This window comes from Aeromonas sp. sia0103 (assembly GCF_963895295.1).
GTDB classification, from domain to species: domain Bacteria; phylum Pseudomonadota; class Gammaproteobacteria; order Enterobacterales; family Aeromonadaceae; genus Aeromonas; species Aeromonas encheleia.
Genome location: NZ_CAWQKG010000022.1, coordinates 267,977 through 290,963, shown reverse-complemented (window position 1 = coordinate 290,963; position 22,987 = coordinate 267,977). Strand labels below are relative to the sequence as shown.

The following is a 22,987-nucleotide window of genomic DNA, read 5'->3' as shown; positions in this document are numbered from 1 at the left end:
CGTGCAGGGGCACTACACGGCGCTCGTAATATACCTGTCGGAGGCTTAGATTTCCATTAGCTCCTTTTCCTTCGCAGCCAGGGCTTCGTCTATCAGCTTGATGAAGGCGTCGGTGAGCTTCTGGATCTCTTCCTGGGCACGACGATCGTCGTCTTCGGAGATCTCTTTATCCTTGAGCAAGGACTTCAGGTCGGCGTTGGCGTCGCGACGGATGTTGCGCACGGCAACCCGGGCGCCTTCGGCTTCGGCGCGGACGATCTTGGTCAGATCGCGGCGACGCTCTTCGGTCAGCGGTGGCAATGGCACGCGCAGAGTCTGACCGTTGCTGGACGGGTTCAGGCCCAGATCCGAGGTCAGGATGGCTTTTTCCACCGCCTGGATCATGGAGCGATCGAAGATGGAGATGGACAGGGTGCGGGCATCTTCTGCCACTACGTTAGCCAACTGTTTCAGAGGAGTGGCTGCACCGTAATACTCCACCTGGATACCGTCGAGCAGGCTCGGGTGAGCGCGGCCGGTACGGATCTTGGACATCTGGGTCTTGAGCGATTCTACGCTCTTGGCCATGCGGTCCTTGGCGTCGTTTTTAATCTCGTTGATCACAGTGGTTTTCCTTTTGACGAGCGAACCCTGAGCAGGTCCGCTTCTGACTTATTTACTGACGTAATGGATAAGAGCGCCTTCCGGCTTGCTGCTACCTTATTTGCTGATGTGATGGATCAGTGTGCCTTCCGGCTCACCCATGACAACGCGGCGCAGGGCACCCGGTTTGTTCATGTTGAACACCCGGATCGGCAAGTCGTGATCACGGGCCAGGGTAAAGGCTGCAAGATCCATCACTTTGAGCTCTTTATCAAGCACTTCGTTGTAGCTGAGCTCATGATACAGCACGGCGTCCGGATTCTTAACCGGATCCTCGTTGAATACACCATCGACCTTGGTGGCCTTGAGCACCACGTCGGCTTCGATCTCGATGCCACGCAGGCAGGCTGCGGAGTCGGTGGTAAAGAAGGGGTTGCCGGTACCGGCAGAGAAGATTACCACCTTGCCGGCGCGCAGCTGGCTGATGGCCTCGGCCCAGCTATAGGAGTCGCAGACGCCTTGCAGCGAGATGGCAGACATCAGACGGGCATTCACATAAGCACGATGCAGGGCATCACGCATGGCCAGGCCGTTCATGACGGTCGCCAGCATGCCCATGTGGTCACCCACCACGCGGTTCATGCCCGCCTTGGCAAGACCGGCACCGCGGAACAGGTTGCCGCCGCCGATGACCAGACCGACCTGAACACCCAGCTCAACCAGCTCTTTGATCTCTTGGGCCATCCGTTCCAGCACCGCTGGATCAATGCCAAAACCCTCGGATCCTTGCAGGGCTTCACCACTCAACTTCAGAAGAACACGTCTGTATGCAGGCTTGGGATTGGTACTCATGTCACTGATTCCTGGTCATATAAAGACCGCGACATAAGTCGCGGTCTGGGGAAACGGAAAAACCGGTTCGATTAAGCCTTTTGAGCGGCCGCGATTTGGGCTGCAACTTCAGCCGCGAAATCGGTCTCTTGCTTCTCGATGCCTTCGCCCACTTCGAAACGGGTGAAGGAAACAACGTCAGCGCCTTCTTTCTTCAGCAGCTCGGCAACGGTCATGGAAGGATCCTTCACGAACGGCTGACCAGTCAGGGAAACCTCACCGGTAAACTTCTTCATGCGGCCTTCAACCATCTTCTCGGCGATGTCTTTCGGCTTGCCGGAGTTGATGGCGATGTCGATCTGGATTTCGCGCTCTTTGGCAACGACTTCGGCGGACACGTCTTCCGGCTTGACGAACTGCGGGCTGTTGGCAGCAACGTGCATGGCCAGATCTTTGGCCAGCTCGGCAGTACCACCGATCAGCTTGGTGATAACACCGATACGGGAACCGTGTACGTAGGTGCCCAGGTTGTCACCTTCAACCAGCATCACGCGACGCAGGTTCATGTTCTCACCAATCTTGGCGATCAGGTTGGTGATGGTCAGCTCGATGGACTCACCGTTACCGAAATCGGCGGCCTTCAGGGCGTCAACGTCAGCAATCTTCTGGGTCGCGGCGATGTCGGCGATCTTCTGGCCCATGGCCATGAAGCTGGCATCTTTGGCGACGAAGTCGGTTTCGCTGTTCAGCTCGATCATGGCGGCAATGTTGCCTTCGGTACGGGCAAAGATCACGCCTTCAGCGGCGATACGGCCGGCTTTCTTGGCGGCTTTGGCCTGACCGGATTTGCGCATGTTCTCGATAGCCAGCTCGATGTCACCAGCGGCTTCTTCCAGTGCTTTTTTGCAATCCATCATGCCAGCGGCGGTGCGCTCGCGCAGTTCTTTTACCAGGGCGGCAGTAACGTTAGCCATGTTCAGTATCCTCGGTCTTGATTTGACAAGAAACAGGGGCCACAAGGGCCCCTGCTAACCAATTACATCAGCTTGGTTAATAAGGGCTTTTCAGTCCTTATCAATTACTCAGCTTCAACGAAGCCATCTTGTTCGGCTTGAACAACGATGTCCTGAGCGCGAGCTTCCAGTACGGTGTCAGCGGCAGCATTCAGGTACAGGTTGACGGCACGGATGGCATCGTCGTTACCCGGGATGACGTAATCAACGCCGTCCGGGTTGGAGTTGGTATCAACGATGGAAACGACCGGGATACCCAGGTTGTTGGCTTCTTTGATAGCGATGTGCTCGTGGTCGGCATCGACAACGAACAGAACGTCAGGCAGGCCGCCCATGTTCTTGATACCACCCAGGCTCTTCTCCAGCTTGTCCATTTCGCGAGTACGCATCAGCGCCTCTTTCTTGGTCAGCTTTTCGAAGGTACCGTCTTGGCTCTGGGTTTCCAGATCTTTCAGGCGCTTGATGGACTGACGAACGGTTTTCCAGTTGGTCAGCATGCCGCCCAGCCAGCGGTGGTTAACATAGAACTGGTCGCAACGAATGGCGGCATCTTTTACGGCTTCAGACGCGGCACGCTTGGTACCAACGAACAGTACCTTGCCTTTCTTGGCAGCTACGGAGCTGATGAAGTTCATGGCATCGTCAAACATCGGAACGGTTTTTTCCAAGTTGATGATGTGAACCTTGCTGCGGGCGCCGAAGATGTAGGACTTCATTTTCGGGTTCCAGTAACGAGTCTGGTGACCGAAGTGAACGCCGGCTTGCAGCATGTCGCGCATAGAAACTTTAGCCATTTTATACCTCTGTATTGGGGTTAGGCCTCCACACATCCCATGTAACCGACCCCAAAGGGGCACCCCGGTACAGGTGTCGATGTGTGTGTGTTATTGAGTAAGGGTGATGAAATGCGGACGCAAGTTCCCCATTCCGGCGCGCTTTATACCATAACTTTGGTCAGGACACCACCAGCAGCCATGCTAAAAATGGATCCCCAGGAGCGGGAATGCGACCGCTGGCTGACGCTGTGATGACAATCACACTGGAAGTAAACGGAGGTTGGGGATAAAATTTCGCCCTGATTGCAAACGCATCTATTTTTCATTACCTGATTTTAGGTCATCCCAGGATGAGAAGTCAGGCCCCAAGAGAGATCCCATGTCCATCAAAATCAAGACACCGGAAGAGATTGAAAAGATGCGCATTGCCGGCCAGCTGGCTGCCGATGTGCTGGTCATGATCGCCCCCCATGTCAACGCCGGCGTGACCACCGACGAGCTGAACACCCTGTGCCACGACTACATCGTCAACGTGCAGCAGGCGGTCCCCGCCCCCCTCAACTACCACGGTTTCCCCAAGTCCATCTGCACCTCGGTGAACGACGTGATCTGCCACGGCATCCCCAACCACAAGAAGCTGCGGGAAGGGGACATCATCAACCTGGACATCACCGTCATCAAGGATGGTTACCACGGCGACACCTCCGCCATGTTCATCGTGGGCCAGACCACCCCGCTGCGCCGCCAGTTGTGCAAGGTGGCTCAGGACAGCCTGTACGCCGCCATCAAGCGGGTGCGCCCCGGCATGTGTATCACCGAGATCGGCGCCGTGATCCAGCCCATCGTCGAGCAGGCCGGTTTCTCCGTGGTGCGCGACTACTGTGGCCACGGCATCGGCAGCGAGTTCCATGAAGAGCCGCAGATCCTGCACTACCGCAACGGCGGCAAGCTGGAGCTCAAGGCCGGCATGTGCTTCACCATAGAGCCCATGGTCAACAGCAAGAAATACCACTGCCGCGTCAACCCGAAGGATGGCTGGACCGTGACCACCAAGGATGGCGGCGACTCCGCCCAGTGGGAGCACACCCTGCTGGTCACCGACGACGGCTGCGAGGTGCTGACCCTGCGCCCCGACGACACTATCGACCGGTTCTACAAACACGGTTAACATCAAACCCCGGCCCTGCACCGGGGTTTTGTTTTTAGCCGCCCGACCAGAGTGTGAGATGCCATGGATGCCAGCCTGCTTTCCCCCCATCTGTTGCCCGATGATCAGCTCACCCGCGAGAACTGCAAGGAGTACTTGAGCCGCTTCCTTGTCTGGTTGCATGCCCGCTTCGATGCCGGTGACAACATCATCGAACTGGTAGCCACCCGCTCCGAGTACATGGATCAGTTGCTGATCCGGCTGTGGCAGAAATTCGGCTTCGACAAGACGGCGCTCACCCTGATCGCGGTGGGTGGCTATGGCCGCGGCGAGCTGCATCCTCACTCCGACATCGACCTGCTCATCCTCTATGAAGGGGAGGAGCTCGATGAGGTGCTGGGGCTGCGCATCGGCGAGTTCATCACCCTGCTGTGGGATCTCAAGCTGGAGGTGGGGCAATCGGTGCGCAACGTGGCCGAGTGCATCGAGCAGGGCCGGGCCGACATCACGGTCGCCACCAACCTCATCGAGGCGCGCTACATCACCGGTCGTCTGGCCGGGTTCGAGCAGTTGCAAGCCGCGACCCATCCCCTGCATTTCTGGCCGAGTGAGGAGTTCTTTCGCGCCAAACGCGAGGAGCAGAGCCTGCGCCATCAGCAGTTCCTCGGCACCGCCTACAAGCTGGAGCCCGATCTCAAGAGCAACCCGGGGGGCCTGCGCGACATCCAGACCCTGGCCTGGGTCGCCCGCCGCCACTTCGGCGCCACCACCCTCTATGAGATGACCAGCCACGGCTTCCTGAACCGGGCCGAGTACCGCGAGCTGCTCGACTGCCAAAACTTCCTGTGGAAGGTGCGCTTCGCGCTGCACATGGCCATCAACAAGGGCGACAACCGCCTGCTGTTCGACCGCCAGCGCACCGTGGCCCAGATGCTGGGCTTCGAGGGCGAAGGCAACGGCCCGGTCGAGCAGATGATGAAGCGCTTCTACCAGACGGTGCGGCGGGTCGCCGAGCTCAACGAGATGCTGCTGCAGCTGTTTGACGAGGCCATTCTCGGCAACACCGCCATGGATGTCCGCCGCCTCTGCCCCGAGTTCCAGCTGCGGGGCCGGCTCATCGATGCGGTGGATCCCGAGCTGTTTGGCCGCGATCCCGCCGCCATACTGCGGCTCTTCTACCAGATTGCCCAGCATCCCGACATCGCCGGCATTCACTCCGCCACCCTGCGCCAGCTGCGCGAGGCGCGGCGCACCCTCAGCTGCTGGTTGCAGGACCTGCCCGAGTGTCGCCGCCTGTTCATGGCGCTGCTGCGCCACCCCAATGGCATAGGTCAAGCGCTCACCCTGATGCACAAGTACGGGATCCTCGCGGCCTATCTGCCCCAATGGAACCTCATCGTCGGCCAGATGCAGTTCGACATGTTCCACGCCTACACGGTGGATGAGCACACCCACCGGCTGCTCAAGAACATCCATCGCTTCGCCAATCCGGCCAGCCGTCAGACCCACCCGCTCTGTCACGAGGTGTTCGCCCAGCTGCGCAAGCCGGAGCTGCTCAGCATCGCCGCCCTGTTCCACGACATCGCCAAGGGCCGCCGTGGGGATCACTCCGAGCTCGGCGCCGTCGATGCGTTGGAGTTTTGCCAGCTGCACGGGCTGGATCGCTACGAGAGCCGCCTAGTGGCCTGGCTGGTGCGCCACCATCTGCTGATGTCGGTCACCGCCCAGCGGCGCGACATCTACGATCCTGAGGTGGTGGCCGATTTTGCCCAGAAGGTGCGCGACGAGCTACATCTCGACTTGCTCTACTGCCTGACCGTGGCCGATATCTGCGCCACCAACGATACCCTCTGGAACGACTGGAAGGGCACCCTGCTGCGCGAGCTCTACTTCGCCACCCAGAAGGCCCTGCGCCAGGGGCTGGAGAACCCGCCCGACATGCGGCTCAAGATCCGCGAGAACCAGCGTCAGGCGAAGCAGATCCTGGCACAACGTGAGGTGCCGGAGGAGGCGATCAACGCCTTGTGGAGCGACTTCAAGGCCGACTACTTCCTGCGCCACAACCCGGAGCAGATCGCCTGGCACTGCCGCAAGATCATCGCTCATGGCGACAATCCCGCCCCGCTGGTGATCATCGGCAAGCACCCCACCCGGGGCGGCAGCGAGGTGTTCATCTATTGCCGCGACACCCCGAATCTGTTCGCCACCGTGGCCTCGGCGCTGGATCAGAAGAATCTCAACATCCACGACGCCCAGATCATGAATTCGCGCAGCGATTACGTGCTGGATACCTTCATAGTGCTGGAGCCGACCGGCGATCCCATCAGCCCGAACCGCACCGCCACCATCAGGAAGGCGCTGGAGAAGGCCCTGCAGGAGCCGGGCAAGCTGGTGCTGCGCAACAAGCCACTGTCGCGCCGCCACCGCCAGTTCAGCGTGCCGACCCGGGTGGTGTTCTTGCCCCGCTCCCCACTCCATAAAGGGGAGACTCGACACACCCTGCTGGAGCTGACGGCGCTGGATACCCCGGGGCTGTTGGCCCGGATCGGCGCCGTGTTCCAGCAGTGTGGCCTCTCCCTGCATGCGGCCAAGATCACCACCATAGGCGAGCGGGTGGAGGATTTCTTCAGCCTCACTACGCTCGAGGGGGAACCGCTGAACCAGGCCGAGCAGCAGGCGCTGGAGGAGCGCTTGGTCAATCAGCTCAATCCGCAGGAAGAGGACGCGGATCGATCGGGAGGCGGCTCCACTGGACGCCATTTTTCATGCTGATTTATCAATCAGAACAAGCGCTTGAGCAACCAACGAACAATAAGTCGCCATTCTCCCGAAGAAATCGGCCCGGGCCCTTAAAAACAATTGGAAAAGTGTGATACAACAAACGGAATTATTTAAAGGAAACCTGTCATGACCGAGTTGCAACAGATCATCGAAGCGGCCTTCGAGCGCCGTGATTCCATCACTCCCGGCTCCGTCGATGCCGCCACCAAGACCGCCATCCTGCAAGTCATCGAACTGCTGGATTCCGGCAAGGCCCGTGTCGCCGAGAAGATTGCCGGCGAGTGGGTGGTACACCAGTGGTTGAAGAAGGCGGTACTGCTCTACTTCCGCATCAATGACAACGGCATCATCAAGGGTGACGACGCCCAGTATTACGACAAGGTTCCCCTCAAGTTTTCCGACTATACCGCCGAGCAGTTCAAGGCTGCCGGGGTGCGCGTGGTGCCGCCGGCGACCGCCCGCAAAGGCTCCTTCATCGCCCCCAATACCGTGCTGATGCCCTCCTACGTCAACATCGGCGCCTTCGTCGATGAAGGCACCATGGTCGACACTTGGGCCACCGTCGGCTCCTGCGCCCAGATCGGCAAGAATGTGCACCTGTCCGGCGGCGTCGGCATCGGTGGCGTACTGGAGCCGCTGCAGGCCAACCCGACCATCATCGAAGACAACTGCTTCATCGGTGCCCGCTCCGAGGTGGTTGAGGGTGTGATCGTGGAGGAAGGCTCCGTCATCTCCATGGGGGTCTTCATCGGCCAGTCCACCCGCATCTATGATCGCGAGACCGGCGAGATCCACTACGGCCGTGTGCCGGCAGGCTCGGTGGTCGTCTCCGGCTCCCTGCCTTCCAAGTGCGGCAAGTACAGTCTGTACGCCGCCGTGATCGTCAAGAAGGTGGATGCCAAGACCCGTGCCAAGGTCGGCATCAACGCCCTGTTGCGCTCCATCGACGAGTAAGATGTCGCCGTGCAAAAAAAAGGGCGCCTTATGGCGCCCTTTTTAATTGTGCTGTGCATCATGAATATAGATACCACCAGGATGCCTGGCATCAGCCCTCTGCTGCGAACCATCGACGCCTGCCCCGCCGGCGACCCCACAGCAAGGGCCCCTTGGGCCCCTTTTGATTTTGGCGCCCCTGTCACAGGCAAGCCACGGTGACTCGGTTAAGATAGATGGGTCAGGATCGTTTCAAATCGAGGAAGCCCGATGTACGAGAATCTAAAGAGCCTGGGGATCCAGGAACCCACCTCAGTGGACAGCTACACCCTGCGCCAGGAGGCCAATCACGACATCCTCAAGATCTACTTCAAGAAGCAGAAGGGCGAGTTCTTCGCCAAGAGTGTCAAGTTCAAGTATCCGCGTCAGCGCAAGACCATATTGATCGATTCGGGCACCCATGAGTACAAGGATGTCACCGAGATCAACGCCAACCTCAAGTACGTGGTGGATGAGCTGGACAACCTGACTCAGGGGGTGCACATCCAGGCTGACCCTGACATCAAGCAGAAGATATTGCGCGACCTGCGCCACCTGGAAAAAGTGGTGCAGAACAAGATAAGCGAGATAGAGCGGGATCTGGAGAAGCTGTAACCCAGACCCGGCAACGGCAAAGGGCGCCCCTCAGGCGCCCTTTTTCTTTGTGCTAAGCGTTGGCGGCGCTCATATCCACCCATGGTATACATCTACCCTGGCAGCCCCTCCCCTGTCGATGTCACCGGCTGAGGGGCTCACACACCACCAGCCTCCGATACGCCGCCGAGCGCCCAGCAAAAAGGGAGGCTTGCGCCTCCCTTTTCCAGACTCTGAGTTTCAGGCAACTGTATTAGTTGCTCTTCATCCAGATGTCCATCTCGGTTTTCAGGTTGTCGGACTTGGTACCGAAGATGGCCTGAACACCAGAACCAGCCACGACCACACCGGCAGCGCCCAGTTTTTTCAGACCAGCCTGGTCAACCTTGGACACATCCTTCACACCGACACGCAGACGGGTGATACAGGCATCCAGAGAGGCGATGTTGTCTTTACCACCGAAGGCACCGACCAGGGCGGCAGACATCTCGTCTTTGCTCTGGGCGACGGTTTCTTCAGCCGCTTCGTCTTCACGACCCGGAGTCTTCAGGTTCATGGCACGGATCACCACGGTGAAGACCACGTAGTAGAGGACGGCGTAGACCAGACCCAGGCCCACCAGCAACAGCATGTTATCGGCACGGGGTGACTGCACCACGAAGTCGATGAAGCCGTTGGAGAAGGTGTGACCGTGTACGATCCCCAGGGAGTTGGTCAGCACATAGGCCAGACCAGCCAGCAGGGCGTGAATCGCATACAGCACCGGGGCAACGAACAGGAAGGAGAACTCGATAGGCTCGGTGATACCGGTCAGGAAGGAGGTCAGGGCGGCAGAGGCCATGATACCAACGATCTTGGCGCGGTTTTCCGGCTTGGCACAATGCGCAATGGCAAAGGCGGCAGCAGGCAGACCGAACATCTTGAACAGATAGCCACCGGCCAGCTGACCGAAGCCGTTACCGGCGGCGCGGGTAGCGTCGTTGGCGGTCAGGAAGCAGGTCATGATGCCGTGTACGGTTTCACCGGCACCGTTGACACAGGTACCAGCCTGATAGAAGAAGGGTACGTTCCAGATGTGGTGCAGACCGAACGGGATCAGGGAGCGTTCAACCACGCCGTAGATACCGAAGGCCAGTACCGGGTTCTGGTTGGCAGCCCAGTCGGAGAAGGCGGCGATTGCGCCACCCACTGGCGGCCAGATCACGGACAGGATCACACCCAGACCGATGGAAACGAAGCCAGTGATGATGGGCACGGCGCGTTTGCCGGCGAAGAAGCCCAGATACTCTGGCAGCTGGATCTTGTAGAAGCGGTTGAACGCCCAGGCGGCGACACCACCGGCGAGGATACCGCCGAGTACACCGGTATCGATCTTCTCCACACCCATCACAGGTGCCATCACGCTCAAGGTAGCGGTCATGATGCCGTAGCCTACGATGGCAGACAGACCGGATACACCGTCGTTATTGGTAAAGCCAAGTGCCACGCCCACGGCGAACAGCAGGGCCATCTGACCGAATACGGAACCACCGGCTTGCTCCATCAACTGGGAGACAATTTCCGGCAACCAGCTGAAGTGGGCAGCACCCACCCCCAGCAGAATACCTGCAACGGGCAAGACCGATACTGGCAGCATCAGCGCCTTACCGACCTTTTGCAGATTAGAGAAAGCATTTTTTAACATGTGTGCGCTCCTGAATGGATTTTTTTCCGTCAGCGACTCAGTGCAATTTATAGATGACAGCGTTCGTCATCCGCGCTTGTACTGAATACGACTCGGGTTTACTTATTTTGACCAACAGAATATAACCCAGCGCCGCGGGAAATGCCTCCGTCGCGCCGAAGGTAATAATAAATTTGGAGGAGAGATCACAAGATAAATAAAGGGGGTTTGCAGGGGGCAATCGGAATATTACTTCGCACCCTCATATTATTACAGCGAGATGAAAAGTGCTGTTTCACATTGTATTTTTATACGTCTCAACAATTCTTAAGGAAACATATTGTAACTCAATGTAACTTATTGCTGTTTTCTATTATCTAGTCTACCGATTAAAGAGGCCTCCAACAAGGGAGGCCTCAAATAAATATTAGCCGATTTAAACGCGGCTATTTAATTCTTCTGTGAGCGTTTCACCGCATCAATAAAGACCGACTTGGCCTTGGTCGAGCCAGCACGTTCTGCCTCGCTCACCAACTGCATCGCCTTGTCGATGTCACCGGCCTTGACCGCCTTCTCGATCTGGCTGTTATAGAAGGTTTCGGTCTCGGTCAGCATGGCGGGAGCCGGCTTGCTGGGGGTCGCTGCGACCACGGCTGTGGTGGCTGCCGTTGCAGCTATGGCAGGCTGGGCCTGGCTCATCGCCACCTTGTCCGAGTACTCGGGCTTGAACACGGCCTCTAGGCCCTGCCCCTTGGCGGTATCAACCACCTCGATCTGCACCAGCCCCCAGGGAGAGTGCGGGATGACGGGATCCTTGATGTCCGGCTCGACAGTTCCGTTCGCACGGGCAAAGGCCTTGGCCGGGTGCAATATGGTGGTGCTGCCCGCCAGCTCATCGGCCGGCGCGTAGACCACCATATAGGTTTCGGTCGCCGGGTTGCCTGGCGTGCTGCGATTGACATGCAGCTTGCCTTCAATCCGATCGTTGTTGAGCAGATAGGCCGGCTGGTAAGTGAATGCCGACTCACCCAGCACGCGGGTGACCTTAAACTGGGCATCCAGCATGATCACCTTGGGCACCAGCACCGTCTTGCTCACCTGAGAAGCCACGGTGATGGCCAGGTTGCCGGTGTTGGCCGGTAGACGATAGGCGGCAAAGTAGCTCATCCCCTCGTCAAACTGATAACTGGGCTGCTTGCCATCGATGACCAGCAGCGTGTCGCCTTCCGGCAGAGAAACATAGTTGAATTCGTTGAAGCCCTTGCAGCAGCTGGTGGTCTGAGAGAGCGCCTGCTTGGCTTGATCGGCATTGCTCAGGATGGAGGCGTGCTCCTCTATGGGCACCACCATGCTACCGGAACAACCGGCCAACAGCGCGGTAACCACGGCCGCGATAGACATCTTTACCAGTTTCATTCTTCTTATCTCCATAACCCGGTTGCCAAATCCTGTGAAACAAAACTGCCCCCAAGAGGGGGCAGTGACTAACTTAACTGAAGATACTGCTTACCACCAAGCTTCCGCTTGCACACCAACCTGATAGGTGTCCTTGGAAGTGCCGCCTTCGAAGGAATTCTTGCTGCCGCTGCTATCCGCTTCGGTATCAGCCAGGTAGGAGGCGAACACACGGATTTCCGGACGGGCCCAGAAGCTGGGGCCGGCGGACCAGGCCTGCGCCAGGGTCAGCTTGTAGCCACCATCCTTGTCGCTGCCACCGCTGGTGTAGCTGGTCTTGTCCTTGAAGACACCGCCTTCAAAGATGGTCTTGTTGAAATCATCCCACTTGTACATAGGACGGACGACGGCAGAGAAGGTTTCAGTCTGGTCGTGACCATCCCACATCTCGTTGCCTACCCCGTACACCAGCTGGTGACCCATCTCCCAGGAGTTACCCATCGGGATCACACCGTGGTTGATGATACGGTAGCCATCGGCACCGCTTTTCGCTTCGGCGCCGTACCAGGAGCCGTCACCGTAGAAGGCCATGGTCTTGGAGTAGCCTTCGCTACCATACTGCAGCACGGTCTTGTTGAAGCCACCCAGGATGCCTTGGGTCAGTTCGGCAGTCAGCATGACGCCGTCTTTCATGTTGTCGTTTTTCAGATCTTTCTGGGCTTCGGTCTCGTTGACGATGGCATAGTCAACGCCCAGCTCCAGAGAACCATCCTGCCACAGCGGGATGCCGGCATAACGCAGATCCAGGGTGTTGACGTTCAGATCTTCATTCTTCTGGAACACGCCCGGGCTGGTTTCGGTGTACTGACCGAATACGTCGGCGGCGCTGCGGTCGTTGCGGACCCAGGCGAAGGAGATCTTGCCAGGACCGGCCTGGATGCCTTCGATACCGGCACCGGCACCGGAGATGTTCCAGTAGTAGAAGTCGGAGATATGGATGTCGTGACGTTGGTAGTAACGCTTACCAGCCCACAGAGTCGCTTCCGGTGCAAAGCCCAGCAGGCCCTTGGCCTGGACGTTGAACTGACGCAGCGCAAAATCGGAGTCGCCGTTGCACTGTTTGGCATCGAAGTTACAGACGGTGCCGGTCCCTTCCCAGTCATTGGAACCGTTGGAAGCCATGGCAAACATGGAGTCTACATAGAAAGTTTTGCCGTCCTTGTTGAAAACTTCCTGACCCAGTTGCACTTCGCCATAGGTATCGTTTTCGTTACCCAGACGGCCAACCTTGTTGACGTTGTATTTCACCATGTCCCCGTCGCCGGAAACACCAACACCTGAACGGAAGTAGCCGTGGAAATCAACGGCGAAGGCGGCTTGGGAAGCCAGGGCAGCGGTTACTGCTGCTGCAATCGGGAGCCACTTTGCTTTCATTTTCATTTTTCCTTATTCCCGCTGGGAGTGTGATCCTGATATTCAAGTTCTTATCACCAGAAATCATTTCGGTGATAACCGGGGTCGATTATAAGTAGCGAATTTCGCGACAAACATGAGCTGATTCACAAAACGGCGACAAATCGCGCACCACAACCCTGACGAGTGAATGAAGGATGGAAAATTGGCAATGGCAGCAACCAATTCATCAGCACACCCAATAATGAAGCAATAAATCACCAATGAAATCGCTTTCAACTATTAATTCGCGATGAAGAATAAGATGAAAACCCTCAATTCCATGACGAAAACATGACTGAAATCGCTTTCAATGCGGAACTTTTAATTTTGTAACTTGTCGCAGTTCTGATGAATAACGGCTTTTTTAGCAGAGTGCAGGTACAGAAAATAACCTGACAAAGTACAGGATATATTTAAGAGAAAGCTTGGCTGCCCCCCAAAATAACTATCCCCCAGCGGCAAGCCGATGGGGGATAAAATAAGAATATTGGGCCAAGAGGATTACAGTTTATTTTCCCAGGTTTTCAGCCAGGCCATGGCCGCAACTTCGGGCTCATCTTCCACAGTCGCGTCTATCTCCAGACGCGGTACCAGGGCCTCGGCGGCCAGCTCCTGCAACAATCCATCCAACTGGCGGCCAGCCCCGCAGAAGTGTTCGTAACTGCTGTCCCCCATGGCGATGAGGGCATAACGCCACCCTTTCATGTAGGGCGCTCGATCGGCCAGGGCGCTGGCAAAGGGCAGCAGGTTGGGGGGAATGTCGCCCTGCCCGGTGGTCGCACTGATCAGCAGCAAGAAACGGGAGGCGTCTATGTCCTCCAGCTCGGCTTCGTCGAAGATCCGGCAGACATGGCCCTCGGCTTGCAGATGATCGCTCAGGGTCTCGGCCACCAGCATGGCCGAGCCGTAGACGGTGCCGACCAGGATATCTATCTCGGCCATCAGCGGCTCCTCTGGCGAAGGAGAGGGCCTGGATCTCGCAGGATGTTCTGGGTCTCGGCCCCCGGCAGGTGCGGGGCACACGGGGTGGCTAACGGGGTATCTCTCTGAACCATAACCTGTTCCTCTGACTGACGTGGCCTATAGCATGCCACAGCCCGGTCAGAGGCAACAGACCGTGGGGATGGCTAGACCGCGTAGTCGCTCTCGCTGGCAGGCCAGCCCAGCCGGGCAAACAGACCCAGCACCTCTGGTCCGAGCGGAGCCTGGATCCGCATCGGCACCTTGAGCACCGGGTGCTCGAAGCTCAACTTGTGGGCGACCAGCAGCAGCCGCTCGCAGCCATAATGCTCGCGAAAGAAGCGATTATGACGACCATCACCGTGGGTGGTATCACCGACGATGGGGTGGAACAGGTGATCCAGGTGGCGACGCAGCTGATGCTTGCGGCCCGTCTTGGGGAAGAGCCGGACCAGGCTGTAACGGCTGGAGGGATGCTTCTTGGAGACCGCATGGGGCAACTCGACCCGGTGCAGGCTGCGAAACGTGGTCACCGCCTCCTGGGCGGGACGATCGGGGTTGCTCATGGCATCGGCGATCTTGTCCAGCTGCTCTTTCAGCGGATGGTCGATCAGCCCCTGCTCGGGCGCCCAGCCCCGCACCAGCGCCAGATACTCCTTGTGCACCTTGCGGGCGGCAAACGCCTCGGTCAGGGTGCGCGCCACCGCCGGGTCCAGTGCAAACAGCAGCACCCCCGAGGTGGGGCGATCGAGCCGGTGCACGGGGTAGACGTGGCGACCGCCGATGAGATCCCGGGTCATCTGCATGGCGAAGCGGGTCTCGGCCTTGTCGAGCCAGCTGCGGTGCACCAGCAGACCGGACGGCTTGTTGACCGCCACCAGCCAGTCATCCTGATAGAGCAGGGTCAGTTTCATTGCTCCACCGCCTTGCCACCTGACAGCAGGTCGTAACAACTTCCGATGAGACGCAGAGGCCCCATGACCCCAGCCAGCGCTTCCTTCTGATAGAGCCGAGTCAGCTTCATTATTGCTCTACCACCTTGCCACTCAGCAGCAGATCGAAGCGGCCGATCAGCCGCAGCAGATCGGCGACCTCGGCCAGCTCTTCCTTGTAGACTTCGCTCGCCATGGGATAGAGGGAGACGCTGGTTGGCAGCGGCGCCTGCAACATCACCAGCTGCTCCATGCGCGGGATCAGAACGAACTGCAGCCATTGATCGAAGCTCAGGGTATCGACGCAAAATGGCAGCTCGCTCGCCAGCGCCTCGGCCCCCGGATGGTCGGCTTGCCAGCGATCGAGGCGTTGCAACTCGGCGGTGAGTTCACCCAGCAGGTTGGCTACCAGCAAATATTGATTCATCTCGCTCTCTTCCTCATCATCACATTAACGGCCCACCCACTGCATGACAGAGGGAGATGGCCGAGCTCATCAAAAAGGGGCGCTACTATACACCGCCCCCCCGGCTGCTGCCATGTTGCCATCACGGCCGCGCCCTCGCACGCCACCACTGGCTATCTGATGCAGCCTCCTTATAATCGCCGACATCCTCTTTAAGCCGGACCATCACATGTCTGACATCAATACCCTGACCGAATTCCTGACCCAGGCCGATACCGAGTTCCAGCTGTTTGACATGGGTCGCCAGGTGCGCCCGCTGGCGAGCGATCTCTTCGTGCGCATCGAACAGCAGCAGGAGCCCTACCCCTGGCCGCTGCAGCAGCACGCCTGGCTCGGCGTGCACTTCTTCCAGCCGGCCGAATCCAGACACTACCTCTGGTTCCTCAAGTTCGCGCTCGATGAACGCGGTCTGCTCATCGGCAGCGGCCCCAAGCACTTCATGGATCAGGTGATCGAGACGCTGGGTTACAAGCTGACCGGCGAGCTGGATGAGGATAAGGCCCAGCGACTGGCCGACAATCCCTACACCTTCCGCCCGGCCGAGGCCAAGATGGCCAGCCTGCACGCCAAGCTGGCCCGCCAGTTGGGGCAGGCCCCTTCCGCCTACTACGACGCTCTCTGTCACTATCTGGCGGCACCGGGTGAAGAGGGCTGGCAGAGCCTGGGGCTGCAAGGCTTCGCCGATCTGGCCGAGCGGCTGCAGGACGAGCGCAATCTGGCGCTGGTGTGCAAGGCGCTGCCGCGACTGCCCCAGGCCCCGCTCTATGCCCTGTGCCAGAGCCTGGAGAACGCCCCGCTGCCGCCGGCGCTGCAAGGCGCACTGCTGGAGCGCATCGGCAAGGAACAGGAGTGCGCGGCCCCCAATGCCGAGACCCTGGCCTATCTGTGCCGGGCGCTGGCCTCCTGCCCCGGCAACAAGCTGCGCAGCAACAAGCTGCTGACCCTGCTGCAAACCCAGCCGAGCCCGGCCCTGCTGCTCGCCATCGCCGGCCGCCTCTGGCCCGATCTGCAGTCCCCTGCGCTGCTCAGCCTGTTTCTGGAGCAGCTGGCGCTGCAACAGACCCAGTTCTTCAACCAGCTGTTTGCCGAGCTGGTGACCCTGCCGGCCCTGCGCAATGATATGCTGGCGAGATTGCGAGATCCCGAGCGCAGCGATGCCCTCGGCCAGGCCATAGGCCGGTTGTTCGCCTCGGCATAGCCATATTCGGCGCGACGGCCTTGACCCGCCTCGTTCAAGGGCGGGCCAGGGCCCTCATTCATACCTCACAGAAGGAACCCGCTGATGGGAGAAATGCTTGGAATCTTGCTGCTGATTTTCGTCGGTGGGGCCTTCTGGCAACAGCGTCGTCAGGCGGAGCTGGCCTGGCAATACATGCGGCGTTACTGCCAGCATCACGATCTGCAACTGCTGTCGCTGGCCCGCACCCACCGCGCCCTGGGGCACAAGCCTCTGCGCCTGCTGACCTATTACCAGTTCGAGTTCTCCAGCGATGGGGAGAGCCATTACCAGGGCCAGCTCTGCATGCAGGGCTTGCATGTCGCCGGGGTCGAGCTGCCCCCTCATCGCCTGCCTTCGTAGCGGCGGTTGGGAGCAATGGTGACGAGGCTGGCTATAATTCTCGACAATCGCCCTCAAGGAGATACGAGATGGAATTGCTGACCCACGACATGTCCGCCCTGTTTGCCCAATTGGGCCTGGCCAATGACGAAATAAGCCTGCACCGCTTCATCCGCGAACACCACCTGGACAACCAGACCCTGCTGCCCGAGGCCACTTTCTGGAATCCTTCCCAGGCGGTGTTTCTGCGCGACGCGCTCTGGAATGACTCCGACTGGTCGGAAGCCATCGACCAGCTGGACGTGATGCTGCGCCAGGCAAACTGAGCGGGCCAGCGTCGGCCCGCTTGCCTGACGGATGGGGTTTGAGCTCTGTGCCCCAATCACCTCTCAATCGCCCTGGCTTCCCCCCGCCCCCAACAAACTGAGCCGGCGCCCTTCGCTCTGCTTTCCTGAAGGGCAGGCTTTGATTAAGATCTGTGCCTCCATCCGCAAGCAGCAAGACGGCCGCCAGTCAGGTCGCAGTGAGAAGCCCAGATGTCAGCCCAAGAGATCATCAAGATCGCCAACGAACTGAGTGCCAGGGGGATCACCCCCTCGACCGCCATGGTCAAGGCCCGCCTCAGTCACCCCGTGCCCATGGCCGAGCTGCTCAAGGTGTTGAGCCAATGGAAGCAGCAACCCCAGCTGGCCGAGCCGATTGCGGCCACGCCCCCGGTGGTCGCAGCGTCCCCGGCTGAGGTGGTCAGCCTGCAACAGCTGAGCGAGCAACTCGATCGGCTCGAGCAGAAGGTCGATCGCCTGACCGCCCTGCTGCTCAAGCAGCCGGACTGAACGCCGCCATGTATATCCTCGAACTCAGCTTTGAATGCTACCGCGACACCTCCCTCGGCGAAGCCGAGCAGGCCATCGTCAACTACCTGGACATGCTGCGCTATCAGGGTCAGATCCTGGGGCGGGAGTTTCCCACCAGCATGCAGGATGGTCACTTCGTCAGCCGGGTCGTCTGCCCCGAGCAAGACAGCCTGCACCCGGATAATCAGAGCGAGCAGGTCGCGCTGGCCGAACAGGGCCTGCACCAGGCCGGTCTGCTGGCCCCCAAGCTGCATCTGCAAGGGATGGATCTGCTGTCCGACAGCACGGATCCCTGCGGCCAGGGCCATCTGCTCGCCTCAAAGACGCATCAGCAAGGCATGGATCTGCTGTCCGACAGTACGGATCCCTGCGGCCAGGGCCATCTGCTCGCCTCAAAGACGCATCTGCAAGGCATGGATCTGCTCTCCGACAGCACGGATCCCTGCGGCCAGAGCGATGAGCGACCGAGCTGGATGCTGCTCTACACCAGCTTCCTGCACAGCTGCTCGCCGCTGCGCTGCGGCGATCATTTCGCCCCCATCCCGCTCTACCGCCTGCCCGCCATCGCCAACGGCGACCACAAGCAGATCATCAAGTGGCAGGAGGACTGGGAGGCCTGCGATCAGCTGCAGATGAACGGCTCCATCGCCGAACACGCGGCGCTGCACGAGATAGGCGAGGTGGGCAGTCGCCTGCAGCGCCGGGGCAGCGATCTCGCCAAACGGCTGGAGGGCTCGAGCGGGATCCCGACCTACTACTACCTCTATCGGGTCGGCGGCCTGAGCAAGGCCGCGGAACAGGCACGCCCCTGCCCCGGCTGTGGCGGTGACTGGGCACTCGAGGCCCCGCTGCACGAGATCTTCGATTTCAGGTGCGATACCTGCCGGCTGGTCTCCAACCTCTCCTGGGACTTCAAGGATTAGGGGCGCCGGCCAGCAGGAAAAACCCGCGCCGCACCAAACGCCGCACACAAAGAAGGGCCTTGCCAGCTGGCAAGGCCCTTCTCATTCACGCCGGCTCAGGGCTTGGGGTCGAGCATTGCACGCCCTCAGACCACCTTTAGTACGGCAGGGTCTCCAGCCGGGCGAGGAACGCCGGCAGCGAGGGGGCCAACGACAGGCGGCGACCGGAATCGAGCCACTCCAGCCAGACCTGGCCGCTCTCGTTATCCAGCGAGATCAGCGTCATCTCGTTGCGGGTGGTGGCGATGAACAGCGACGGCGAGCGTTTCAACTTGCGCAGCATCAGCAGGTGACCGATGAGGTTCTCCCTGAGCAAGTCCAGATCCGCCTCGTTCCAGGGCAGGATCAACTCGATGTGCAGCCCCTTGTAGGAGCAGGGGATGGGGCGGCTGAACCAGTGGCCGAACAGGGCGAGGGCAGCGGGGTGCAGCACCAGCTCCAGCGCCTCGCTCATGGCGGTGAAATCCGCCGGTGTGTCGCGTTGCACCGGGCGCCAGGCCACCCTCCCCTCCTTGGGTTCATCCAGCTCACAGGGCGAGCGCCATTGCGGCTCCCACTCGCACAGGGGCAGGCCCCGCCTCGCCTCGCCATCGCGCTGCCAGCGTAAAAAAAACTGCTCCAGGGCAGACAAGACTTGATCCGACATCGATATTCCCCACAATAGCGGCCAAAGATAGCCGCAATAAAATGACCGCAAAAGCCGGTCATTGCACCATCAAACCGTTGAGCAAACAAGCATGAGCAAACAAGAGAGATACGCGGGCGCCAGCGCGCTGCAGGGCCTGAGCCTGGGCCAGCAGTCGGCCTACATCAGCCAGTACGCCCCTGAGCTGTTGCAACCCGTGCCACGCAGCCTGAACCGCGACGACCTGGGCCTGGGCGAGACCCTGCCCTTCCAGGGTTGCGACGTCTGGACCCTGTACGAGCTCTCCTGGCTCAATGCCAAAGGCAAGCCCATGGTGGCGCTCGGCGAGGTGGCCGTGCCCGCCACCAGCCCGAACCTCATCGAATCCAAGTCGTTCAAGCTCTACCTCAACTCCTTCAACCAGACCCGCTGCGACTCGCTGGCGGCGGTGCAGGCCCTGCTGGTCAAGGATCTGAGCGCCTGCGCCGGCAGCGAGGTGAGCGTCACCCTGTTCCCGCTCGATCAGGCGCCCCATCAGATAGCGGCGCTGCCGGGGGAGTGTATCGACGAGCAGGACATCGAGATCGACGGCTACGAGTTCGACCAGACCCTGCTGCAGGGCGCGGCGGGCACTGACATCGTCGAAGAGACGCTGCACAGCCATCTGCTCAAGTCCAACTGCCTGGTCACCCGCCAGCCAGACTGGGGATCCCTGGTGATCCACTACCGCGGCCCGCGCCTCGATCGGGAAAAACTCTTGCGCTATCTCATCTCGTTCCGCCAGCACAACGAGTTCCACGAGCAGTGCATCGAGCGCATCTTCATCGATCTCAAGCACTTCTGCGGCCCGAGCCAGCTGACCGTCTATGCCCGCTATACCCGCCGCGGCGGGCTGGACATCAACCCCTTCCGCAGCGACTGGGAGCGGGTGCCCGCCAACCTGCGCCTCATCCGCCAGTAACCGCGGGACGCGGCTGACGGGCGGGGCCCGGCGGCCCGTCGCGCAAGCCATCAGTAAACTCTGGACGCACAGGGGGGGCTTGGATAACATGCCTGCACCCCTGTGCTGCTCTCAATCCAATGAATCAACTGTTTTTTCTGGCAATGATGATGTCCTCCCTGTCGGCTCCGGATCTGGATCTGGCCAAGGAGCAGTTGTCTATCGATCTGCAACAGGCCCAGACCCTGGTGCTGACCGATCCCGCCAGATGTGTCCAGATTGCCTCCTCCTTCCTCGAACGCACAGCCAATAATCCCAAGCAAATCATCAGCAATCGCCAGGAATACGGCTATCGGGAGCCGATGCTGAGCTATGGCACGGCCACCCAGGCCACCGGAGCCCATCTGCTCAAGGGCGAGTGCCTGCAGCAACTGGGGCAGTTCAGGCTGGCCCAGGAATCCCTCGATCAGGCCATCGCCATGGCCGAGAAGGAGCAGCAGTTCGAGCTGCAGGCCCACGGTCTCTACCTCAAGGTCCGCAGCCGGAACCAGCAGGAGAGATCCCATGGCGCCGGCGCCATCCTGCTCGATGAACTGGACAAGCTGCTGGCCAACCCCGGCCTCAAGGAGAGCCAGCTGCAGGTCTATAGCCGGCTGCTGCACGTCAACGCCAGCATAGAAGGGCAGCAGTTCGATCTGGCCAAGCGCCAGCTGAGCGAGGCCCACCAATGGGCGGAACAGGCCAAGAATCCCCTGGCCATGGCCTGGGTCAGTGCCGTGGGGGGGGATCTCTACCACGCACTCGGACAACCCCAGCTGGCCCTCGGCGACTACATCGATGCCCAGCAGCAGGCCAAGAGCCTGCAGGATCCGCTGTTCCTCGGCCTGCTGTCGAACCAGATCGTCAACCTCTATCAGGAGGAGCAGGAGCCGCAGAAGGCGCTGCAATATGCCAATGAGGCAGCCAACTACTTCCACGCGCTCGGCAACCCATCCCTGCTGAGCGATGCGCTGATCGTGCTCGCCCGCCTCAACCGCGATCAGGGCGAGATGAACATGGCGCTGGTCTATTTCTTCAACGCGCTGGACCTGCTCGACGAGAACAACAGCCGCACCCGCATCGCCCACCTCAAGTTCGAGATCGGCAAGACCTATCTGCAGACCGGCAACCTGACGCTGGCCCGCAACTACCTCAACGCGGCGCGCCAGTCCCACGAGATGGGGGACGACAAGGAGTCGCTGATCGACACCCTGCTGCTGCTCGGGGAGCTGCACCTCAAGCAGAAGGAGGCGGGGATCGCCATACTGCAGCTGGAAAACGCCCTGACCCTTGCCAACCGGCTCGGGGACATCCGCCGTCAGTTCGAGATCTTCCGCCTGCTCTCCATCGCCTACGAGCAGAAGGGCTACCTCAAGCAGGCCCTCGACAGCTACAAGAATTACCACCAGCGCAGCGAGCTGGTGCGCCAGCAGCAGCTCGATCTGGAGCAGGAAGCGGTCCGTGACAACTATGCCCAGGTGGAGCGCGTACAGCAGGTCAAGGAGCTGGAGCAGCGCCTCGACGTCAGCCAGCATCAGCAGGAGCGCTATCTCTGGTCCAGCGTCAGCACCGGCCTGCTGCTGGCCCTGTTTATCTACCTGTTCTTCACGCTCTGGCTCAAGCTGCGGGTCGCCCGCCTCAATGCCAGGCAACTGGGAGAGGCTCTGCTGATCGAGCCGCGCAGCGGCCTGGCCAACTGGCAGCGGCTGATGAGCCGCTGGCCGCGGGAGATGGCCAAGCGCCAGCAGAAATCCGAGCGCTGGTATCTGAGCGAGCAGCCCACCAGCGAGTTTGACGACAAGCTGCACTACCTGCTGTTTCGGGTGCCCTTCCTGGTCAACAGCCTGGAGCGGCACGGCTACCAGGTCAGCCGCGAGATAGAGCAGGCCTTCGGCCACTACATCAACCGGCTGACCCCCCAGGATGGCCGCATCTACGATCTGCGCGAGGGTCATCTGCTGTATGTGGTGCCGCAGCGCCACGTGGCCCAGCTGCATCAGCTGGCGCAGGAGCTGCTCGATACCCTGGCCGCCTTCCCCTGTGACTACCCGCTGGATCGCCACATCAGCCTCGGCATCGTCAGCCACCCCTTCCTGCCTAAGGCGGCAACCGCCCTCGACCACCATGGCCTGTTCGACCTCTGCTATCTGGCGCTGTCAGGGGCCATGCAGCTCAGTGAAAAACACCGCCAAAGCGTCTGGTTGGAGCTGGCCGCCATCGATTGCCAACAGGCCGCGTTTTTTAATGGCGATGTGTGGCAATGCTGCTTGATGGCAATTGACAAGGGACTGGTAAAAGTAAATTCTTCTCATGAAAAGCAATGGGTTAATTGGCTTCAGCTTTCACGGATGAAAGTGCCGGACAACCCATGACATTAGGTACTCAACGGGGTCTTTCACTGGCTTACTGTTGCTGGACGATACAAAAACGATAATGAACAGG

The 22,987-nt window shown here is 59.8% G+C and carries 22 protein-coding genes; 11 read left to right on the top strand and 11 right to left on the bottom strand.

The genetic code is table 11. The annotated features are described in order from the left end of the window. Positions 1 to 45: 45 nt before the first annotated feature. From frr to rpsB, 4 genes are all read right to left on the bottom strand, one after another. Positions 46 to 603 (bottom strand): ribosome recycling factor, encoded by a 558-nt coding sequence (frr, locus tag AACW18_RS09800; protein WP_042654063.1) that lies wholly within the window; start codon positions 601 to 603, stop codon positions 46 to 48. A 96-nt stretch (positions 604 to 699) separates the two neighbouring features. Then, on the bottom strand, positions 700 to 1,434 hold the full coding sequence (gene pyrH, locus AACW18_RS09795) for a UMP kinase (RefSeq protein WP_042654064.1): 735 nt from the start codon (positions 1,432 to 1,434) through the stop codon (positions 700 to 702). Between the two features lie 71 nt (positions 1,435 to 1,505). Continuing rightward, the gene (tsf, locus tag AACW18_RS09790) at positions 1,506 to 2,387 is read right to left on the bottom strand and encodes a translation elongation factor Ts (RefSeq protein WP_042654065.1); all 882 of its coding nucleotides are present in this window, start codon (positions 2,385 to 2,387) and stop codon (positions 1,506 to 1,508) included. 104 nt (positions 2,388 to 2,491) lie between these two features. Continuing rightward, the gene (rpsB, locus tag AACW18_RS09785; protein ID WP_042654066.1) at positions 2,492 to 3,220 is read right to left on the bottom strand and encodes a 30S ribosomal protein S2; all 729 of its coding nucleotides are present in this window, start codon (positions 3,218 to 3,220) and stop codon (positions 2,492 to 2,494) included. A gap of 361 nt (positions 3,221 to 3,581) precedes the next feature. Between rpsB and map the strand changes: the two genes are divergently transcribed. The 4 genes from map to AACW18_RS09765 all read left to right on the top strand — a co-directional run bounded on the left by map (position 3,582) and on the right by AACW18_RS09765 (position 8,717). Beyond that, positions 3,582 to 4,370 (top strand): type I methionyl aminopeptidase, encoded by a 789-nt coding sequence (gene map, locus AACW18_RS09780; RefSeq protein ID WP_218328960.1) that lies wholly within the window; start codon positions 3,582 to 3,584, stop codon positions 4,368 to 4,370. 63 nt (positions 4,371 to 4,433) lie between these two features. Continuing rightward, the gene (glnD, locus tag AACW18_RS09775) at positions 4,434 to 7,121 is read left to right on the top strand and encodes a bifunctional uridylyltransferase/uridylyl-removing protein GlnD (protein WP_218388523.1); all 2,688 of its coding nucleotides are present in this window, start codon (positions 4,434 to 4,436) and stop codon (positions 7,119 to 7,121) included. A 135-nt stretch (positions 7,122 to 7,256) separates the two neighbouring features. Continuing rightward, positions 7,257 to 8,084 carry a 2,3,4,5-tetrahydropyridine-2,6-dicarboxylate N-succinyltransferase gene (dapD, locus tag AACW18_RS09770; RefSeq protein ID WP_042654069.1) on the top strand — a complete coding sequence of 276 codons (828 nt, stop codon included), beginning with the start codon at positions 7,257 to 7,259 and terminating at the stop codon, positions 8,082 to 8,084. Positions 8,085 to 8,333: 249 nt separating this feature from the next. Further along, entirely contained in the window at positions 8,334 to 8,717 is a 384-nt protein-coding gene (locus tag AACW18_RS09765; protein WP_218388522.1) for a DUF3461 family protein, read from the top strand. Positions 8,718 to 8,949: 232 nt separating this feature from the next. On the opposite strand, the gene ptsG is transcribed toward AACW18_RS09765, so the two are convergent. The 6 genes from ptsG to AACW18_RS09735 all read right to left on the bottom strand — a co-directional run bounded on the left by ptsG (position 8,950) and on the right by AACW18_RS09735 (position 15,528). Next, on the bottom strand, positions 8,950 to 10,380 hold the full coding sequence (gene ptsG / locus AACW18_RS09760) for a PTS glucose transporter subunit IIBC (protein WP_042654071.1): 1,431 nt from the start codon (positions 10,378 to 10,380) through the stop codon (positions 8,950 to 8,952). 429 nt (positions 10,381 to 10,809) lie between these two features. After that, entirely contained in the window at positions 10,810 to 11,775 is a 966-nt protein-coding gene (locus tag AACW18_RS09755) for a MalM family protein (protein WP_218388521.1), read from the bottom strand. A gap of 90 nt (positions 11,776 to 11,865) precedes the next feature. Continuing rightward, on the bottom strand, positions 11,866 to 13,188 hold the full coding sequence (locus AACW18_RS09750; protein WP_305729931.1) for a maltoporin: 1,323 nt from the start codon (positions 13,186 to 13,188) through the stop codon (positions 11,866 to 11,868). Between the two features lie 522 nt (positions 13,189 to 13,710). Continuing rightward, entirely contained in the window at positions 13,711 to 14,151 is a 441-nt protein-coding gene (locus AACW18_RS09745; protein WP_218388520.1) for a flavodoxin, read from the bottom strand. A 185-nt stretch (positions 14,152 to 14,336) separates the two neighbouring features. Continuing rightward, positions 14,337 to 15,083 carry a tRNA pseudouridine(65) synthase TruC gene (gene truC, locus AACW18_RS09740; RefSeq protein ID WP_218388519.1) on the bottom strand — a complete coding sequence of 249 codons (747 nt, stop codon included), beginning with the start codon at positions 15,081 to 15,083 and terminating at the stop codon, positions 14,337 to 14,339. Between the two features lie 109 nt (positions 15,084 to 15,192). Continuing rightward, positions 15,193 to 15,528 carry a YqcC family protein gene (locus AACW18_RS09735; RefSeq protein WP_218388518.1) on the bottom strand — a complete coding sequence of 112 codons (336 nt, stop codon included), beginning with the start codon at positions 15,526 to 15,528 and terminating at the stop codon, positions 15,193 to 15,195. Positions 15,529 to 15,736: 208 nt separating this feature from the next. On the opposite strand from AACW18_RS09735, the gene AACW18_RS09730 reads away from it, so the two are divergent. The 5 genes from AACW18_RS09730 to AACW18_RS09710 all read left to right on the top strand — a co-directional run bounded on the left by AACW18_RS09730 (position 15,737) and on the right by AACW18_RS09710 (position 18,902). Beyond that, positions 15,737 to 16,765 (top strand): DUF3549 family protein, encoded by a 1,029-nt coding sequence (locus tag AACW18_RS09730; RefSeq protein ID WP_218388517.1) that lies wholly within the window; start codon positions 15,737 to 15,739, stop codon positions 16,763 to 16,765. Positions 16,766 to 16,849: 84 nt separating this feature from the next. After that, on the top strand, positions 16,850 to 17,146 hold the full coding sequence (locus AACW18_RS09725) for a DUF3301 domain-containing protein (RefSeq protein ID WP_218388516.1): 297 nt from the start codon (positions 16,850 to 16,852) through the stop codon (positions 17,144 to 17,146). 68 nt (positions 17,147 to 17,214) lie between these two features. Continuing rightward, a complete protein-coding gene (locus AACW18_RS09720; RefSeq protein WP_042654078.1) occupies positions 17,215 to 17,451 on the top strand; it encodes a DUF2789 domain-containing protein in 237 nt (78 codons plus the stop codon). A 210-nt stretch (positions 17,452 to 17,661) separates the two neighbouring features. Beyond that, positions 17,662 to 17,958, top strand: coding sequence for a hypothetical protein (locus AACW18_RS09715; protein ID WP_218388515.1), 297 nt, complete (start codon positions 17,662 to 17,664; stop codon positions 17,956 to 17,958). An 8-nt stretch (positions 17,959 to 17,966) separates the two neighbouring features. After that, on the top strand, positions 17,967 to 18,902 hold the full coding sequence (locus AACW18_RS09710; RefSeq protein ID WP_218388514.1) for a Zn-ribbon-containing protein: 936 nt from the start codon (positions 17,967 to 17,969) through the stop codon (positions 18,900 to 18,902). A gap of 136 nt (positions 18,903 to 19,038) precedes the next feature. Here AACW18_RS09710 and syd read toward each other — a convergent pair whose 3' ends face one another. After that, positions 19,039 to 19,587 (bottom strand): SecY-interacting protein, encoded by a 549-nt coding sequence (gene syd, locus AACW18_RS09705; protein WP_218388513.1) that lies wholly within the window; start codon positions 19,585 to 19,587, stop codon positions 19,039 to 19,041. 91 nt (positions 19,588 to 19,678) lie between these two features. On the opposite strand from syd, the gene queF reads away from it, so the two are divergent. Then, on the top strand, positions 19,679 to 20,527 hold the full coding sequence (gene queF / locus AACW18_RS09700; RefSeq protein WP_218289833.1) for an NADPH-dependent 7-cyano-7-deazaguanine reductase QueF: 849 nt from the start codon (positions 19,679 to 19,681) through the stop codon (positions 20,525 to 20,527). A 119-nt stretch (positions 20,528 to 20,646) separates the two neighbouring features. Next, positions 20,647 to 22,917 (top strand): hypothetical protein, encoded by a 2,271-nt coding sequence (locus AACW18_RS09695; RefSeq protein ID WP_218388512.1) that lies wholly within the window; start codon positions 20,647 to 20,649, stop codon positions 22,915 to 22,917. Positions 22,918 to 22,987 lie beyond the last annotated feature (70 nt).

Excerpts from the sequence above, each read along its gene's own strand:
- AACW18_RS09730 (WP_218388517.1), top strand. The coding sequence starts at position 15,737 with ATGTCTGACATCAATACCCTGACCGAATTCCTGACCCAGGCCGATACC.
- AACW18_RS09745 (WP_218388520.1), bottom strand. The coding sequence starts at position 14,151 with ATGGCCGAGATAGATATCCTGGTCGGCACCGTCTACGGCTCGGCCATG.
- syd (WP_218388513.1), bottom strand. The coding sequence starts at position 19,587 with ATGTCGGATCAAGTCTTGTCTGCCCTGGAGCAGTTTTTTTTACGCTGG.
- tsf (WP_042654065.1), bottom strand. The coding sequence starts at position 2,387 with ATGGCTAACGTTACTGCCGCCCTGGTAAAAGAACTGCGCGAGCGCACC.
- dapD (WP_042654069.1), top strand. The coding sequence starts at position 7,257 with ATGACCGAGTTGCAACAGATCATCGAAGCGGCCTTCGAGCGCCGTGAT.
- rpsB (WP_042654066.1), bottom strand. The coding sequence starts at position 3,220 with ATGGCTAAAGTTTCTATGCGCGACATGCTGCAAGCCGGCGTTCACTTC.
- truC (WP_218388519.1), bottom strand. The coding sequence starts at position 15,083 with ATGAAACTGACCCTGCTCTATCAGGATGACTGGCTGGTGGCGGTCAAC.
- AACW18_RS09755 (WP_218388521.1), bottom strand. The coding sequence starts at position 11,775 with ATGAAACTGGTAAAGATGTCTATCGCGGCCGTGGTTACCGCGCTGTTG.
- glnD (WP_218388523.1), top strand. The coding sequence starts at position 4,434 with ATGGATGCCAGCCTGCTTTCCCCCCATCTGTTGCCCGATGATCAGCTC.
- AACW18_RS09710 (WP_218388514.1), top strand. The coding sequence starts at position 17,967 with ATGTATATCCTCGAACTCAGCTTTGAATGCTACCGCGACACCTCCCTC.
- pyrH (WP_042654064.1), bottom strand. The coding sequence starts at position 1,434 with ATGAGTACCAATCCCAAGCCTGCATACAGACGTGTTCTTCTGAAGTTG.
- AACW18_RS09720 (WP_042654078.1), top strand. The coding sequence starts at position 17,215 with ATGGAATTGCTGACCCACGACATGTCCGCCCTGTTTGCCCAATTGGGC.
- queF (WP_218289833.1), top strand. The coding sequence starts at position 19,679 with ATGAGCAAACAAGAGAGATACGCGGGCGCCAGCGCGCTGCAGGGCCTG.
- AACW18_RS09765 (WP_218388522.1), top strand. The coding sequence starts at position 8,334 with ATGTACGAGAATCTAAAGAGCCTGGGGATCCAGGAACCCACCTCAGTG.
- AACW18_RS09735 (WP_218388518.1), bottom strand. The coding sequence starts at position 15,528 with ATGAATCAATATTTGCTGGTAGCCAACCTGCTGGGTGAACTCACCGCC.
- ptsG (WP_042654071.1), bottom strand. The coding sequence starts at position 10,380 with ATGTTAAAAAATGCTTTCTCTAATCTGCAAAAGGTCGGTAAGGCGCTG.
- map (WP_218328960.1), top strand. The coding sequence starts at position 3,582 with ATGTCCATCAAAATCAAGACACCGGAAGAGATTGAAAAGATGCGCATT.
- AACW18_RS09715 (WP_218388515.1), top strand. The coding sequence starts at position 17,662 with ATGTCAGCCCAAGAGATCATCAAGATCGCCAACGAACTGAGTGCCAGG.
- AACW18_RS09725 (WP_218388516.1), top strand. The coding sequence starts at position 16,850 with ATGGGAGAAATGCTTGGAATCTTGCTGCTGATTTTCGTCGGTGGGGCC.
- AACW18_RS09750 (WP_305729931.1), bottom strand. The coding sequence starts at position 13,188 with ATGAAAGCAAAGTGGCTCCCGATTGCAGCAGCAGTAACCGCTGCCCTG.
- AACW18_RS09695 (WP_218388512.1), top strand. The coding sequence starts at position 20,647 with ATGAATCAACTGTTTTTTCTGGCAATGATGATGTCCTCCCTGTCGGCT.